16 protein-coding genes are annotated in these 16,401 nt (G+C 40.4%); 3 read left to right on the top strand and 13 right to left on the bottom strand.

Annotated elements, in window-relative coordinates; genetic code table 11:
* Window positions 1-3 precede the first annotated feature (3 nt).
* Together VLZ86_RS12150 and VLZ86_RS12145 are read left to right on the top strand one after the other, a co-directional pair.
* Entirely contained in the window at window positions 4-492 is a 489-nt protein-coding gene (locus VLZ86_RS12150) for a sigma-70 family RNA polymerase sigma factor (RefSeq protein WP_325451693.1), read from the top strand.
* Window positions 489-1,055 (top strand): hypothetical protein, encoded by a 567-nt coding sequence (locus tag VLZ86_RS12145; RefSeq protein ID WP_325451691.1) that lies wholly within the window; start codon window positions 489-491, stop codon window positions 1,053-1,055. The genes VLZ86_RS12150 and VLZ86_RS12145 overlap by 4 nt, the downstream gene beginning before the upstream one ends.
* On the opposite strand, the gene VLZ86_RS12140 is transcribed toward VLZ86_RS12145, so the two are convergent.
* The 13 genes from VLZ86_RS12140 to VLZ86_RS12080 form a co-directional block, all read right to left on the bottom strand.
* A complete protein-coding gene (locus tag VLZ86_RS12140) occupies window positions 1,033-1,869 on the bottom strand; it encodes a hypothetical protein (protein WP_325451689.1) in 837 nt (278 codons plus the stop codon). The genes VLZ86_RS12145 and VLZ86_RS12140 overlap by 23 nt on opposite strands.
* Before the next feature lie 53 nt (window positions 1,870-1,922).
* Window positions 1,923-2,375 carry a YqhA family protein gene (locus VLZ86_RS12135; protein WP_325451687.1) on the bottom strand — a complete coding sequence of 151 codons (453 nt, stop codon included), beginning with the start codon at window positions 2,373-2,375 and terminating at the stop codon, window positions 1,923-1,925.
* A gap of 61 nt (window positions 2,376-2,436) precedes the next feature.
* Complete coding sequence (locus VLZ86_RS12130) at window positions 2,437-3,474, bottom strand: hypothetical protein (RefSeq protein ID WP_325451685.1); 1,038 nt, start codon at window positions 3,472-3,474, stop codon at window positions 2,437-2,439.
* Window positions 3,475-3,571: 97 nt separating this feature from the next.
* Window positions 3,572-4,243, bottom strand: coding sequence for a hypothetical protein (locus tag VLZ86_RS12125; protein ID WP_325451683.1), 672 nt, complete (start codon window positions 4,241-4,243; stop codon window positions 3,572-3,574).
* 139 nt (window positions 4,244-4,382) lie between these two features.
* Window positions 4,383-5,036: a hypothetical protein gene (locus VLZ86_RS12120; protein ID WP_325451681.1), complete on the bottom strand. Its 654-nt coding sequence runs from the start codon at window positions 5,034-5,036 to the stop codon at window positions 4,383-4,385.
* Window positions 5,037-5,043: 7 nt separating this feature from the next.
* Window positions 5,044-5,850, bottom strand: coding sequence for a neuromedin U (locus VLZ86_RS12115; protein ID WP_325451679.1), 807 nt, complete (start codon window positions 5,848-5,850; stop codon window positions 5,044-5,046).
* 38 nt (window positions 5,851-5,888) lie between these two features.
* Window positions 5,889-7,319, bottom strand: a complete 1,431-nt coding sequence (locus VLZ86_RS12110) for a DUF1254 domain-containing protein (RefSeq protein WP_325451677.1) — start codon at window positions 7,317-7,319, stop codon at window positions 5,889-5,891.
* 37 nt (window positions 7,320-7,356) lie between these two features.
* Window positions 7,357-8,781, bottom strand: a complete 1,425-nt coding sequence (locus VLZ86_RS12105; protein WP_325451675.1) for a DUF1254 domain-containing protein — start codon at window positions 8,779-8,781, stop codon at window positions 7,357-7,359.
* A 140-nt stretch (window positions 8,782-8,921) separates the two neighbouring features.
* Window positions 8,922-10,484, bottom strand: coding sequence for a DUF1254 domain-containing protein (locus VLZ86_RS12100; RefSeq protein ID WP_325451673.1), 1,563 nt, complete (start codon window positions 10,482-10,484; stop codon window positions 8,922-8,924).
* A gap of 166 nt (window positions 10,485-10,650) precedes the next feature.
* Entirely contained in the window at window positions 10,651-11,127 is a 477-nt protein-coding gene (locus VLZ86_RS12095) for a hypothetical protein (RefSeq protein WP_325451671.1), read from the bottom strand.
* 57 nt (window positions 11,128-11,184) lie between these two features.
* On the bottom strand, window positions 11,185-11,427 hold the full coding sequence (locus VLZ86_RS12090) for a hypothetical protein (protein WP_325451670.1): 243 nt from the start codon (window positions 11,425-11,427) through the stop codon (window positions 11,185-11,187).
* Between the two features lie 199 nt (window positions 11,428-11,626).
* Window positions 11,627-13,258: a hypothetical protein gene (locus VLZ86_RS12085; protein ID WP_325451668.1), complete on the bottom strand. Its 1,632-nt coding sequence runs from the start codon at window positions 13,256-13,258 to the stop codon at window positions 11,627-11,629.
* Between the two features lie 372 nt (window positions 13,259-13,630).
* Window positions 13,631-15,253, bottom strand: a complete 1,623-nt coding sequence (locus VLZ86_RS12080) for a hypothetical protein (RefSeq protein WP_325451666.1) — start codon at window positions 15,251-15,253, stop codon at window positions 13,631-13,633.
* A 365-nt stretch (window positions 15,254-15,618) separates the two neighbouring features.
* On the opposite strand from VLZ86_RS12080, the gene VLZ86_RS12075 reads away from it, so the two are divergent.
* Window positions 15,619-16,401: sulfatase-like hydrolase/transferase (locus VLZ86_RS12075; RefSeq protein ID WP_325451664.1), on the top strand; the 783-nt coding region annotated here is incomplete at its 3' end.

Here is a 16,401-nt window from a genome sequence, read left to right as displayed (position 1 = left end):
TCCATGACACCACAAGAGAAAGCGTTTGAGCAGATTTTCACTACCAATTATCCAAAGGTATTCCGTCTTTGTCAAGGATACACCAATGGCGACGACGCCTTGTCAAAGGATTTGGCGCAGGAAGTCTTTATAAAGTGTTGGCAACATTGGGATTCCTTTCGCAACCAATCGAATATATCAACTTGGATTTATAGGATTGCGGTAAACACCTGTCTTATGGAACTGCGCCAAAAAAAAGCAGTCCCCCTTTCAGACCATTTGAGCCATTTGGAGGCATCCGAAGAGAGCCTTTCTGTTTCCAAAGAATTCCAGTTAAAACAATTGTATCAGTGCATCGGGAAATTAAGCACCGATAATAAATCGATTATTTTACTTGAATTGGAAGGTTTGCCCCAAAAGGAAATCGCCGAGATTATGGGTTTAAGCCATGAAGCCATTAGAGTAAGGATCCACAGAATAAAAAACGAATTAACTAAATGTGTTACACAATGAAAACATTTGAAGATTTAAAATCGCAGTGGGAAGAACAACCACAACCCAAAATACCTCAAGATGGTTCTAAGATTATCATGCAAAAAATTAATGGAATTAAAAATAAACAGCGGATCACCAACGGAGTTCTTTTAACTACAACATTGGTTTTGATAGGCTTTTTGTTTTATATCAACGCCTATTCAAACCTCATTGTGACCTTAGGACTGTTCTTAATGATTGGTTCTTTAATAGTAAGGATAATGATAGAGTACGTAAGTATTAAAGACCTTAAGCGTATGGATTTTACAAAAGATGTGGCTGCCTTTAGGACCGATATGATAAGCTACTATAAAAAAAGAATAACCACGCATTACGTGGCAACACCCATTATTCTTGCGCTTTACGCCACTGGGTTTATCATCTTATTGCCGTCTTTCAAACAAAATTTGTCAAAAGGGTTTTACACTTATATTGTGGTATCAGCAATAGTCATTTTAATTGTCATGGTATTTTTTATCGGAAAACAAATTCAAAAAGAGCTGAAAAGTCTAAAACAAATCAAAAATTCCCAAACAAGCTAAAAGAAGGGCCCTTGAATTGCAGGTCAATATTTTTTTGCCATCTGGGTTTATCTATGTCTACACCAAAGGTTAAATACTTGTAGCCTACACTTACACCAACATTCCGGAAGACTTGATAACTTAAAGTAGGGGTAATATCCCACAGTTCGCCCGCGGTATTGTCCACTTTTATTCCAAACCAATCTAGTTTAGCGTTTAACGAGAGCTTTTCAGTAGGTGCATAAATAAACCAAAGTCCAATGTTTGGCAAAGGTAGGGTGGAGCTGACCCTATTGCGCTGGTATTCAAATTCTTTATCGTTAACATAGGCCTGACCTTCAATAAAAGGAGAGATTCTAATGGTATGGGCTCCCAGGCCTCCACCAAATTCAAAGTGGTCGCCTCTGGCAATAACCCTTCCTATAAAGGCACGATAAAGGGCAAAATCAAAGCCGCCTTTAACGCCTGTTCCTTTTTTGAAGGTCACGTCCCGCCATTCAATATCTTCCTTTAAAACCACCTCACTTTCACGATTTACGCCAAAGTATTCTGCCGATAGATTCCAGTTTTTTGCAAAGCGCCAAGTAAAGGTCAATGAAAACGTGTTTTGGTAATCGTTAATATTAAACTGCTCGTCAAAATCGATATCTTCCAACCTTCCACCGTCCGTTCCTTCACCAATAGCGTTAATTTTAAGTGTACTTAACGTACTGAACAAACCTGCGTTGATGATAAATTTATCGGTTAGGATAGGATTTATTGATTGGGCTTCCTGTGGAAATAGCACTTGGGTACTCAACAGGAAGAGGCCGAGTTGAATTATTTTCAACCGCATTCTTGAAAATCTGGATTTAAAAGCCTTCATGATATCTGTATGTTTATTGTTATTCAATGGGAACTTTTCATCATTCGCAAGGCAATGGCGATGAGAAGTATCGCTGCAGGGAGTATTAACAGTTCCAATCTCAGATTATTTATTTCATGAACTAATGAAGTTGCAAACAATACCACGAGAGTCGTCAGTACAGCCTCCCAAAGAAGTCCTTTAAGATCAGAAAAGCTTTTGGGATTTAGCCAGCTCAGTTGGATTTTTTTTAATAGCTTATTGTCCGGGACAAAAAGCTTACCAATACCAATAGCGAAAATAATAAATACCGTAGCCAATAAGAACGTATCCAATGCTTCAGCCAAATGAACCCCGGGACGTTCCGCCATATTACCACTTAAGATTATGGTGTAACCGTGGATACTATGGTAAACAGAGATGCCAACGAATACTAAGGCATTTAAAAATGTAAATATGCAGATGACAGCGATAGCAAAACGTAAGACTAATTTCATGTTCTATATAGTATTAATTCATATTAGTTATTAAAATGCGTTTCTATCGGTTTCATTAAATTTAAAGTAAAAAGCGCCAGTTAGCGGAAATTAGTAATGATTTACGATCGCCGATCACCCCACCTTCTGCTCTAAAGATCCAATTTTTGTTCCATTGGTACTGTGCGCCAATAAGCCCATTCCATTTCTCTTTGGTGCGTTTATCAAGACCATATCTGATGACAGCCGATCCATCTGCTGCGCCAATGGCATCTACCAGAGGACCAATGGTTTGGTCGGCAATTTTCTTTTGGGCTATGGTGGCGGTATGGTTATACCAATCATCATAAGTGGCCACAATCTCATCAGCGCGTTCCCAAGTTTCCGGTGGAAGCGCATCTTTGAGGGTAAGCTCACCCACCGTATCTGAACCTAAGGACACACTCATGGCGCCTACCCAAAGGCCAATATTCCGATACGGCTTTGAACTATTGACAAAGGTGTGGCCTATGCGAGCTCCAAAAGTGTTGACTTCTACTGATTTATCCAAGAGTTCCGGTTTGCTCCAGGTTATATTCCAATCTAAAGCGAGCCAAACTGGACCTACACCGCCGCCAGCGGTAGCACCAAATCCGTTGGAACTGATCCCTTGGTCAACTACAGATTTCAATTCAATAGGAAATTTTAAATTGACCTCGGTCGTTGAGGTGCCTCTCCCAAATAAACCATAAACATTTAAAAAAGGAAGCACCCATACGTCGGGTCTCACCAATACCGTTCGTGCTGTACTGTAATTATTTCCAAATTCTATAAAATCCACTCCTGTTAGAGGTAAATCTACACTTCCGGTTTTCAGTCCTAATCTCATGTTTTCGATTATAAGACCCTGTTTGGCGTACACGTAGTTGACCATTATTCCTGTTGGATAGGGGATATCAAAACCCTTTTGATAAATCTTTTGGCCAAAGATGGGAAAGACATTGTCGTATTTTACTTGCTTGAGACTATCCGTATAGGCGTCGTGGATTTCCTTAATTTTTTTTGTAGCGTATTGCGCATGCGCTTGCTGCATAAACAGTGCCGCTACGACTATAATTAATAGATTGTGTCTGATCATCATGACGGTCATTTATTATTCGATTGGACTTTTTTTGTGTGGTTAGCCATGGTACTACGGCTAGGTCACTAAGCAATAAGCCCGTGGTTCTTAATTAGATTTATTTTTTATCTAAACTCTTAGTAATGGCTTTCACGTATTGCGCTGCTGTTTTTGAAGCGCTTTCTGGGTCTTCAATTTTTGAGGTTACAACTGCCACCAGTTGGTTTTCTTCTTTTTCGTCGAGGTTGTAAATAACCGTTTCTAGAACGTAATTTTTTGAGTTGACGGTTGTATAGGTCTCAGGAACATAATTTCCCAGTGTTGAATACGACATCGGGTTATGGTAATAGCCATAAAATCCACCGTAATATCTTGGGTAGTAACCATAATAGTTACCGCCAGAATAATACCCACCTTCCTGAGTGGTTTTAGTTAAGTTCTCTACCTCCTTGACCACGGTGAGAACCACGGCATTAAAACCTTCGTTCTCCAAGATGGTTATAATCTCATTTTTTCTATCATCGGTCATTTCTTGATCAGGGTTGAGTTTTGGAAATTTTGTAAAACTTGCCGTCGCCTTAATTCCCTTTTCGGTTAATTGCTTGACAATCTCGTTCTCAAAAGCAATCCGGGCTTGTGTATCTGCGGTTCGTGCAATGACCAAAAAGTTATTATCCATGATGGATTCGGTATCGTCTGCCTTCCAGGAGTTCAAGACTTTAACACTGGAACATCCGCTAAACACAAGGCTAAGGGTGAGAATTAAAATTAAATGGGTTGATTTTTTCATGGTTTTGTTTGAGATTAATTTGTTATACTACTATATTATCTATTTCTATTATTTTTCTCATTCTTCATTCTTGATTCCTGCTTGGTACTCTTGGTTCTTAATACTTAATACTTGATACCCCATACTTAATACCCCACATTTAATTCTTACCTTTTCCTTTTTCATTCACCAACTTCTCCAATAGCGACGCTGCCCCCTGACCATACTTTCTGGCAATACCAATCATTTTACTGGCGTGAATATCCACAGGCTTGAGTTTTGATGATTTGAAGATCTTCATTTCCCCTGATTTGGCATCAGGCGGCTCCGGAAAGAACACAGTACTGTAGCCATCGGCATGTCGTTCTACTTCAATCCCAAATTTAAAATTGTCGTCATCGTCTACTAAAACTGCCTTCCAGTTCTCTGGTGCATCACCAATAGCTTCATCGGCGCTTGATTTAAGCAGTGTATATCCTGGAATGAGCACTAAAATATGTTCTTCAAAAAATGGAAGGAAGGATTTCGTTCCTTTCAATTCTGCGCGCCATCCTGCCAAATAACAAATGGTTAAAATGATGAACAACGTCAATAAAGTAAGCATCCCTATGCCTAAAAAACGTTCTTCGGGCAAGACTGCTTTAAGGGGTTCAATAAGCCCACGTACTAAAACCACAGCTTTTTTAATTAGAATAAGCAGAAGCATGACTGGTACCAAGAACAAAAGGATCCCTTTCAAAATTCTCTTTAATATCACCGAGTACCATTTCATGTCAATAAGTATTAGTAAACTTTCCCGTAAAGGGTCAGTCATTAGGATTCTATTTAGGAAACAACAAGGTTGCTTGCACACGCAATTGTGAATTAGGACCGCCTGTCGGTTTTTCCAGATTCACATAATAACCGGCTTGTGCATTAATTGGGAGTTTCCCCCATCGAAATAATTTGCCAAATCCGGCGCCTAACGGAATGGTCCACTGTTCCCCTGTTGGTGCTTCCCAATTGGCGGTTATAATTGGGGCGGTATTAACGTACCATCCCTTTTCCAAGTTTTTGGTGATGAATACCTGACTATAAAAGAAATTGACATCCCCGCGATCGTCCGCACCAGCGTAGGACCAGGAATTTTGGATTAAGGTGCCTATTGTCCATCCGGTAGGTTGATACAACGCTACTATTGAGGGTCCTGCCGTCCATTTTTCAGATCCTAAATAGGCATCTGTTGCGGTGGGTAGGCCTAATGCCAAACCTCCGCCATAAATGATTTTCCCTGGATTGGCCGGTGTAAGAAACAAGCTTAAACTAATATCGCCCAATCCAAACTCGTTGTCACTTGGACCAACAGGCTGCGACATTATTGGAATAATGGTCCTGGTAATTAAATTAAGGTTTTCACTTAACGTAAACGGAATGACCGGTTGAATATTCAAGGTATTGCGTGTCCGATTATCGGGTCCAATTCCAAAATCGGTGTTATTTTGAAAAGGGATACTGATCAGGTTTGCAATGGGGTTTTGAATTTTACTTTGCAAATCTGCTCCGGCTTGAGGCTCCTGTTCTTTTTCTTGACCAATGGCCAAGGCGCTACAAAGCAAACAGGCGAAAATTAATAGATTTAATTTTTTCATTTTTTTTAAGTTTAATGAATGTATTATGGAATCTGAAATTAAGTTTTAACCAACTCCAACGGCGGATTTTTCCAAGTGCCGTCCAATGCTGCTTCTTTTGGCCAATACAACCGCATCACAATAATAAACGGTCCTTTTGGCGCAGGTAACCAATTCGCTTCCTTCGCTTTACCAGGAGACTCACTTTGAACATAAAGTGTAATACCGCCGTCCTTATCTTTAACGAAATTTGGAATCATTGGTGAATTCAATAAATATCTATCGATGGGATTATCGACCAATAAACTCTGTGGCATTTTATACATCGTCAGCGACCAAAATGCATTAACAGGTGGTAATTCTCCTTTGTCAAAATGCAAAGTGTATTTATTTGTAGTTCCATCCAGTGGATTGCCATCCGCATCCACGCCGTAAAAAGGATACATGGCTTCCTCTTTCGAATTCCCAAAAATCCCAATCACATCCCCAGCCATTCTATAGAGATAGTTATTTTTTAAAAACTCACGAGTTCCAAATATGTCTCCTGAAGTTACCTCACCGGAATCAAATTTTTTCTTGAGCCCTGCAAATTCTGTCCAAGCTTCCTGAATTCCTTTTTCCATAGCGGCTTTTACTTCTGGAGATAGTTTTTGAACGTCAAAATCTTTGCCGGCACCCACTCCAATTTTGGCGAAACGAGACATCAATTCTGTTTCGGTAGCATTGGGTGGTGTAAATTGCAAAGCGAAATTCAACTCCTTGAAGAATTCCAATGAGGATTTTTGCTCTTCTTGAGATATAGGTTTTAAAAAATCAATTTTATCAACCTTCACTGGCTCTGTCCCCAGATAAGAAGATAGAGGCTCTGCTTTAAACTGCGCTTGAATTTTCTTTACATTATCAATATCTCCGGGATTAATAAGTTGGGTTCTGTAGAATGCCATTACAAACTGCGTCTCAGATTTTATAACTTTGTCTATGCCTTCCGGAGTTTCTCCCTTCCAGCTAGGTCCTGCAACCATATACTTCGCTGCCTTATTGCCCGTAGTACGTGAGCCGACATAATCAAAATTATGGGTATAGGCGTCAATAAATTGGATCATAAAATAACGATCTTTCTCAATTTCGGGTGTGGTTATCACAATAGGCTCTGCACGTAAATCAAACCCTACAAATGAATATGGCGTATCTGAATTAGGTGACTGCACAGCGACATCCTTAGGCGTATACACACGGGCGATATTTGCCACATTATTCCAGGGTGCTTTAAATTCTGAATTGGTACTATCTTGAAAATAGTCGTATTGAATTCGGTAATTATCAACAATTGGATAGCCGTATATATAAGCCTCCTTAGTGATGGCTGTTATAGAATCTAAAGACAACTCCGTGGATGCAGAGGTTTCCTTTTTATCCTTCTTTTCATTGCAGGACATTGCCAGAAATACTGCTAGCAAAGTCGTAACAAATAGTAGATTAGTTTTTTTCATTATTGCTGTTTTAAATTTGGTTCAAATCGAGGTTAAGTTACTTCACCTTATCCATTTTTGGCTCAGTCCACGAACCGTCCAATGCAGCTTCGTCAGGCCAGTATAGGCGCATGTAGGCAGCAAAAGGTCCCTTTGGTGCCGGTAGCCAGTTCGATTCCTTGTTCTTGCCGGGAGATTCGTTCTGGATGTAGATGGTGAGTCCACCATCGGCATCTTTTTTCATATTCGGAATCATCGGTGAATTAATGAGGTATCGGTTGATCGGATTCTCCACCAGCAGACTCTCCGGCAGCTTATACATAGTCAATGACCAGAATGCCTTGACCGGCGGGTATGCGCCTTTGTCGAAGTGCAGGGTGTATCGATTGGCGCCGTTAAGTGCTTCACCATCGCTGTCAACGCGATAAGCAGGATACATTGCTTCCTCTTTGGCATTGCCATAGATTCCGATTGTGCCAAGCCAGCGATTCATGTAGTTGTCCTTTAAATATTCGCGACTGCCAAAGAGATCACCAGAGGTAAGCTTCCCTTCGCTGAATTCTTTTACACCACCTGCAAAATCCTGCAAAGCTGCGTCACGACCCTTTTCAATAGCGGACTTCATTTCAGGCGACAACTTGTTGGGGTCGAAAATCTTGCCACCCTCTATCCCGATCTTGGCGAAACGTTCCCTGAGAGCTACTTCACTCGGCACCGTCGGGCTATAGCCCAGCACAAAGTTCATGACATTAAAAAACTCCAAAGAAGTCCGCTGTTCCTCCTGGGTTGGTGGCTTTATGAAATCCACTGCGGGTGCAGCGGGCGGTGGTGTTGTACCAAGGAATGCGGATAGCGGTTGCACCTTATACTGATCTTGGATTTTTACAACATTGTCCATATCGGCAGGGTCAAATAACTGCGTGCGTATTGCGAGAACGCCAAAGTCCGTATTGGAGGTGTAAACCTTCTTAATGCCTTCGGGCGTCTCGCCCTTCCAGCCCGGTCCAGCCACCATAATGTTGCCAGCGTCGTTGCCAGTGGTTCTCGAGCCCGCATAGCCGATGATGTAGGTATAGGCATCCCATATTTGGACGTCGTAGTACCGCTTCTTTTCAATTTCCGGCAAGGACATCACGATCGGCTCGGCACGTAGATCCAGACCCATCCAAGAGTATGGTGTGTCAGAATTTGCTGATTGCACCGCAACATCGGCCGGGGTATAAACCTTGTGAATATTCTTTAAGTTATTCCAGGGCGCCATGTACTCGGGATTGTTTTCGTCCACGTAATAGGCGTACTGAATTCGGTAGTTATCCACCAAAGGGTAACCGTAAATGTAGGCTTCCTTTGCTATGGCAGTTATTGAATCCAAAGACAACTCCGTAGAGGCTTCAGTATCCTTTTTATCTTTCTTTTCATTGCAGGACATGGCCAGAAATGCTGCTAGCACTGTCGATATTAAAATTAGATTTGTTTTTTTCATGATTTGTTGATTTAAGTTTTTTAAGGATATGCCCTTAGTTTTCTTAAGTTATCCCTTCTCGTCTTTTGATGAAGTTCAGCCTCAGCGAAAATGAAAGGCTCGTACAGACATCAAAAGACAATTATACTTTGAATTTATTCTTATTTCTGCAGCTCGAAATCACCAGGAATCCAAGTTTGGTCAAACCAAGGTTCTAGTGGGCCATACAATCTAAAAGCCACGAAAAACCCTTTCCCAGCCTTGGATTGTAACCAATTGGCTTCCTTGCCTTTAGGCGCATTGTTTTTTGGTCCCACATATATGGTGATTGAGCCATCTTCATTCTTTACAAGTGGCGTTCTCTGGCTGCTTATACTTGGAAACTCCTGATCAGTTTGCAACATGGAGCGGGTTTGTGGGTCATACATCACAATGGACCAAAATTCTTTTGCAGGCGCATTGGCAGGAATATTTAGAGTATAATTTTTATTTCCGTCCAGATAATTTCCTTCAGAATCCAGCATGGCGTATGCATACTGTGAACCTAAACCCACCATTTTTAATACCATGGCGGGTGTGTTTACGGTAGCGCCATAAAAATATCGTGTTCTTGCGTCTAAGTAACGGCCTCCGTTTCCATCATTTTTTAACCATTCATAATTTCCTCCCATAAAACCTGCTTCCCAATGGCCGGTTTTGAAAATAGCAGCCTCTTTGTCTCTAGATTTAAAAAGGATTGCTCGGGCAGTGGCATTACCTACTGCTACGGCATCCGTCAATATTCCTTTCATTCTATCGTCTGGGTTAAAAGGCTGTCCTTTTTCAATGCCTACACTGGCGAACAGGCCTCTTAATTCTGGATCCAGAAGGCCAATAGGCTCACGCTGAATCACTTCATTCAACTCATGGTAAAAATCATAGTTGTTGGCGTGAATGGTATTGAATTCTTTCGTAGAAACATTGATAAACTCCATGGCGGGCTGCTTATCTTTGTCTTTAAGCGGATAAATTTTTAAGCCTTCACGAAACATTTTTTTGGATGCATCAGTTTTTCCATCCACCAAAAATCCTCTCAGTACGAGTAAGTTGACATAACTGGGTGATGTCGCCACGAAATACCCTTCCGGTGTTTCGCCTTTATAATCCGGAGGAAGAATCAAATATTTACCGCCTTTGCCTCTATCGGGGCCGGGGCCTCCCATATCTATAACAAACCGAAAGAATGCATCATCTACAGTTCCTGGTCCGGTACCGGCAGGGACTTCTACCACCATTGGCCCATCTTCATTTAGATTTAAAATAGAGAGGGCATAAACGGTACTCGTATTACCGGTTAGAAAAAAGGGGTTTGAATCCAGCAAATCATCAAAAATGGCTACTTTGTTGAAGTTGTCAGACCCCGCACTACGGAATCCAAGGCGGAGGCCTTCAATTGAAGTGGCAGGAATTCCATTTAAAAAAGTTTCCACTCCTCTTATAAAGTCAAGGTTGTCATAAACTTTTGTTACTGTTTCTTTTGATGGCAAACCATCAAAGAATTTTAGGGTTCCAATGCGTGTTTCTACCACACTCGGTGTCAAAATATTCTCAGGGACATCTGTGTTGAATTTTTCTTTGATCTCCTTGATCGATTTGGCAGTTTCCTGCTCTTGGGTGTTTTGACCATTCATCGCCATAATTGAAATAAGGCCGATTGAGATGCTCAATGCGTGTTTTAGATTCATGATTATCATATTTATTTGGTTAATAGCCACTTTAATAGGCGCTCTTAAACTTAATTGGAACTGCAGTATGAGAAGTGCCAACTGTAAAGAAGAAGCGAAAGAATGACAATCTGCAGACTGCTTATCTCAACCTTTCAGCTTCAGCTCGAGGCGTCGCTCTTTTAATTTAATTGTAAAGTTCTCCGATCACCGGAATATTTTCCATAATGGAGGAGCGTATTTTACTTAAAACATAGCCTTCAATTTGATAAAATTGGGCCGCTGTTTTGACGTCCACTGCTTTTTTGATTTTTTTGGCATAGGCACTAAGGAGCTTATCAGTGCTGACCTGAAGGCTCATCATCTCATCAAGAATTTTACCTGTGGTCAAATCATCTAAGGAATCATAACTGTCAATATAGGTGTTGAGTAAATTGATCCGACGTTTGCCCAAATCTTTTCGTTTGGTTTCATAGTCATCGTACAAAGCCCAAAAAGCGTCACTTTTGCCTTGGTCAAGTTGGATAAATTCAGAGACAATGTCTTTCTTTTCCATGCCAAATACGGCTTGCATCATATCTACTTCTTCTTTGTTGCTTTGCGCGAGAAGAGATGAAGTGAAGGTAATCAGGACGAGAATAAAGGTTAAACATAATTTTTTCATGATAATGGATGTTTTAAAGGTTTGTAATGGATTAATTGTTTTTAAGTTTAATAGTGATTAGTGCCTATCTTTCGTTAGAATTTGCAGAATTTCCTCCTCGAGGTTTTGCTGTAATTCTTCGTATTCTTCACGATTGGAGGTTTCCTTCTTAAGGTCTTTCATCATTTTTTGCACCATCGCGGCACATAAAATATAATCCGAACAGAGGTCTCGGAAATTCTCATCAGTTTGAAATAGAAAATCAATTTTCTCCTCAAAATCCGGAAATATTTGGACGATAGAATTGATTTTCTTGTTCATAAGAGATCAGACTAACACTGTTATTTAATGTAAATGTATAGGAATAGGATCCCGCAAATAAGTGTTACACGGTTACTTAACGGTTAAAAAGGAATGTTAAATGGAAAGGCCAATCCCCTTATATGAAAAGGAATTGGAAGGTTTGAGAGAGATTTTTTTTTAAGGATTTTTGTGTTGGTCAATGCCTAAGGAAAACGTTCTATCCCGTTATGACGCCTGCTTTTTTTACCCCTTCAATGATTTCTGCCACTAAAGTTTCATCAAGCAAAAATGCCATAGATTCATATAGATTACTGATGTTTTCTGAAAACTCTTCATGCAACCGTTTGACATCCTCATGTGCCTCATCAATCATGCCCAGTTGTCCTTTTGCCGCCGCCTTAGTAAGCGGGTCCAAATAGGCATCCACGGTTTCCATTTTGTTGGCGTATTCGAGAGCTTTTTGGTACTCTTGTTTTTTATAGTAAACCAAGAAAAAGCCTAGGTAAAACCACCAAGGGCAATGTGGGTTTAAATCCAAAGATTTAGTCAATAATACGTCGGCACGGTCATATTCTCCGGCACAGGCCATACCAAACCCAATGGCACCCATTGTTGAAACTGAAGAAGGATTTATAGAAAGACATTGTTCCATAGCTAATAGGGCTTCCTCTTTTCTTTTTAAATGAAGAAGGGTCCAGGCATATTCTTGGTAGACACGTTGGCAATGTGGGTCCACCTTTAGAGCTTTCTTGTTAAGCTCAAGCGCCACTTTGAGCGGATCCTGGACGGTGGCGTATCCCAACGTATGGGCCAAAACATAAAACTCTGCTAACATCGCCAAACCTGTGGCAAAACTAGGGTCACTTGCTATGGCCTTCTCCAAAGCAGTACGGGTCTTTAAGTAAGTTTCCTCCGAGTAATTCATGTGGAAATAGTAATTCCAAAGTGTCGCATCAAATGATTCCAGATTTGAAGGTTCTTCGTTGTATTTGGCGTTTTCGTGAATGATAAAGCCATAATAACCTCCCAGCACGGACGATACATTTTCAACAATCTGATCCTGTATGTCAATTAGGTTGTCATCATCCAATGGGTTGTTATAGGTTTGAGACCACACCTGCATCCCATTTAAGGCTTTTATCAAGGCCACATTTACCCTTATTTCTTTGGAAGACCGGATTACAGAACCGGTGATCAGGTAGTGGACTCCCAAATTGGAACCGATCACTCGAATATCTTCAGGATTGTTGGCGTATTGACGGGTTGAGTGATGCGCTATGATATCAACATCTTGGTAATTACTGAAGATACGGGTGAGTTCTTCGCCAAATCCGTCTACAAAAAACTGATAATCACCATGGGCACATAAATTTCGGAAAGGGAGGATGGCCAAGGTAAGTTTGGAGCGCGAAAAAGAAACGGGCTCTAAAGTTTCTTTAATTATAACTTCAGTATCTCTAAGTATAGCATCAGATTTTATACTCAAATGGGGTCGAAATACAGGGACGTAAGAACCTTTTACCATCTCAATTTTTATGGTGTCTGTAATTCCTGAGCCTTGGTAATATTCATTTAACAAACGCCTTAACCGTCCCGCATGAATTCTTACAATAGCGTCTATTTGGGGATTAAAGTCCTCTGATTTTCCCAAGGCATTAACGGCAATGGTATATTCTTTTAGACTTTCAGTATGGCCTTCTAAGGTTTCTCCTACGATGAATTTTAGAAAATTCGATAATACGGTAGATCGGGAAAATAAATCGCTGGAAAGAATGTGATTCAATTCTTCCAAGATCTCCTTTTTGGAGTAATCAGGTAAACGGTTATGCTCTGATGAGTTTGGCGACATCCACTTTATTTTTTAAGCAACATTCGACAGATCTTTTCCTGTAGGGCACCAAAAATTGCGGCGATCTTAGGGGTCTGTATGTTGTAACCATTATGACAGTTTCTTTATATTTTGCTCCTAAAAATTAGCACATGAGCACAAATCTGAATGAAACTAAGGTCCTAATTATTAGCTGCCTCTTTATCAAAAATGGATCTTTTAATCTCTTTAGATCAAATATAGATAAAATTTTAAGGAATATATTCTATTTTCTTACAATAACTATGCAATTCAATACGGTATAAATTTTTAAACTATTGGTGAAGAATATGAGTTTTTAACCATCTTATGAGCATGGCGCTGCCAAAGAATTTTTAGAAAGTGTCGTTAGACTCATTCTGTGTCATCAGGAAGTTCTAATTCTCTGACCCCCATTAAGAGTTTTTCAATCAGTAATTTGTCGTAGAGAACCGTAGAGAGTGACTCCTCAAGATTTGCCGCAATGGTGGGAAACTTGGTGTTAAAGAGTGCCATATCACCTTTAGCTTCCTGATGCATGCCCAGTTGACTTTTAGCAAGCGCCTTAGTCAAGGGATCATAAAAGACATCTACCGTATGTATGTTATTGGCAGAGGCCAGCGCCTGATCATAGGCCTCCTTTTGGTAATGAATGAAGAAAAAGCCTAAATAAAACCACCATGGACAATGTGGGTTTAAATTTATGGAATGCTTGAGCATGGCTTCAGCACGTTTGTAATCGCCCAAACATGCATAAATGAATCCCACCGTCCCCATGGTAGTCACGGCCGAAGGATTTATTACAATGCAGTGTTCCAATGCTTTTATGGAGGCTTCTTTTTGTTTCATATAAAGAAGTGCCCATGCATGTTGTTGGTAGGCATGTTGACATTGTGGATCAACCTTGATGGCCTTTTTGGTAAGTTGATAAGCAACTTTCACGGGATGCTCTACGGTAGGGTAACCAAGAGCGTGGGCATCCAGATATAATTCTGCCAACATGGCCAGACCGGTAGCAAAATTTGGATCTTGGACCAATGCTGCTTCAAGCGCTCGTCGTGTTTGCAAATAAGCAGTTTCGGAAAAATTCATGTGGAAATAATAATTCCAAAGTGCGGCATCAAAGGACTCCATAGTCGTAATGGCCTCCTCATAAGTTTTAGATTTTTCATGAATGATAAACCCGTAATAGCCCCCAAGTTGTGCACATACATTGGCAACGATCTGATCTTGGATTGCCAATAGATTATCAATATCCAAAGCCTCATTGTAGGAATGTGACCAAATTTGAGTGCCATTTATGGTTTTTACCAAGGCCACATTTACCCGGATCTCTTTGGTAGAGCGTTTTACCGAACCCGTGATGACATAATGCGCCCCTAAGTCGGCCCCAATGACTCTTATATCTTCTAAGCTTGCGGCATATTTTCGGGCGGAATGATGCCCAATGACCGCAATATCTTGGTAATTGCTAAAAGCTCGGGTCATCTCTTCGCCTAAGCCATCAACGAAGAATTGATATTCATTATTTGGGCATAAATTTCGAAAAGGAAGAATGGCCAATGTAAGTTTTGAACGCGGCAAGGGCAGTGGTTTGTGCTTCTCTGTGTTTGGTAACTGTAGGGTGTCAACGACGTGCGGTCGGAATACCGGCACATAGGTGCCTTTAACAACCTCAATTAAAAGCGAAGTGTTGATTCCCGATGTAGTGTAATATTCCTTTAACAATCTTCTTAGTCGTCCTGCATGAATTCTAACAATAGCATCAATTTGCGGATTAAAATCTTCCGGTTTTCCTAGGGCATTCACGGCAATAACATATTCTTTCAGGCCCTCCGTATGGCCTTTTATAGTTTCTTCAACGATAAATTTTAAAAAACTGGATAATACGGAAGAACGGGAAAATAAATCGCTGGAAAGTATCTTCTTTAATTCTCCAAGTATCTCCTTATCAGAGTAATGTGGTGGGTCACTATGTTCTGATTGGTTTAGTGGCATTTATATATTTATCATTGATTAGCATGGTAAATTATTAGTTAAAGTGCTGTTTATAAATTAGTCGTATCAGCAATGGACATTCCCTAAAAACATTCAGAAAGGAGGTTTGATATTTAGTTTTTATTATAAAATTGGCGATAAAGCATTATATAATGAAAAGGTTTCTCAACACATTTCGATAAAACCTAACCTTTATCAAATATACCTAAATTTTTCATAAAAGAATTTTAAGAAGTGTGAATAACCACCTTCTACAAAGCGCCGATATCATTGATATTTAACCGTTAAGTAACGGTATTAAACTTATATAGCCGGAATCTTGTAACTATTTTTGGATCAGTATTCATCATTAAAGCATTCAAATTATGAAATTTCATGCTACTTTATCATCAACAATAACCACAGCACTCCTGCTTTTTGGAACCGCTTTTGTCAGCGCCCAGGATGTGTTGCCATTTCCGCCCACTCCTTCGGCCAGTGAAGCCGGACTGACCATGAAAACATCCACTTATAAAAAAAGGGTGGATCCTCAACGCCTGAGTCCCGATGCTCCTAACATCTTAATTATTCTGATTGATGATGCGGGTCCTGCAACACCATCTACCTACGGAGGGGATATCAATACCCCAAATTTAAGTAGGGTGGCAAATTTAGGTATCTCCTACAATCGCTTTCACTCAACTGCAATGTGTTCGCCAACCCGTGCTTCCATCCTTACCGGAAGAAACCATACGGTGGTAGGTAACGGTCAAATTGCTGAAATCGCGAATGATTGGGATGGTTTTAGTGGTACTATACCTAAGACCTCTGCCACAGTTGCTGAGGTTTTAAAAGCCTATGGCTATAACACCAGTGCTTTTGGAAAATGGCACAACACCCCAGCTGAACTTACCACATCAAAAGGACCGTTTGATTATTGGCCTACCGGATATGGTTTTGAATATTTTTACGGGTTTTTAGCTGGTGAAGCCTCGCAATACGAACCCCATATGGTTAGGAACACCACTGTAGTTGATCATCCCCATACTACGCAAGGGCACGATTACTACCACTTGACCGAAGATATTACTGAAGATGCTATCAAATGGTTAAGAGAGCAACAGGCTTTTTCACCAGATAAACCCTTTTTAATGTATTGGGCACCTGGC

Source organism: Gelidibacter sp. (assembly GCF_035515035.1).
Classification (GTDB): domain Bacteria; phylum Bacteroidota; class Bacteroidia; order Flavobacteriales; family Flavobacteriaceae; genus Gelidibacter.
Note: the sequence above shows the minus strand (reverse complement) of the source record. Positions and strands in the feature narration are given on the sequence as shown.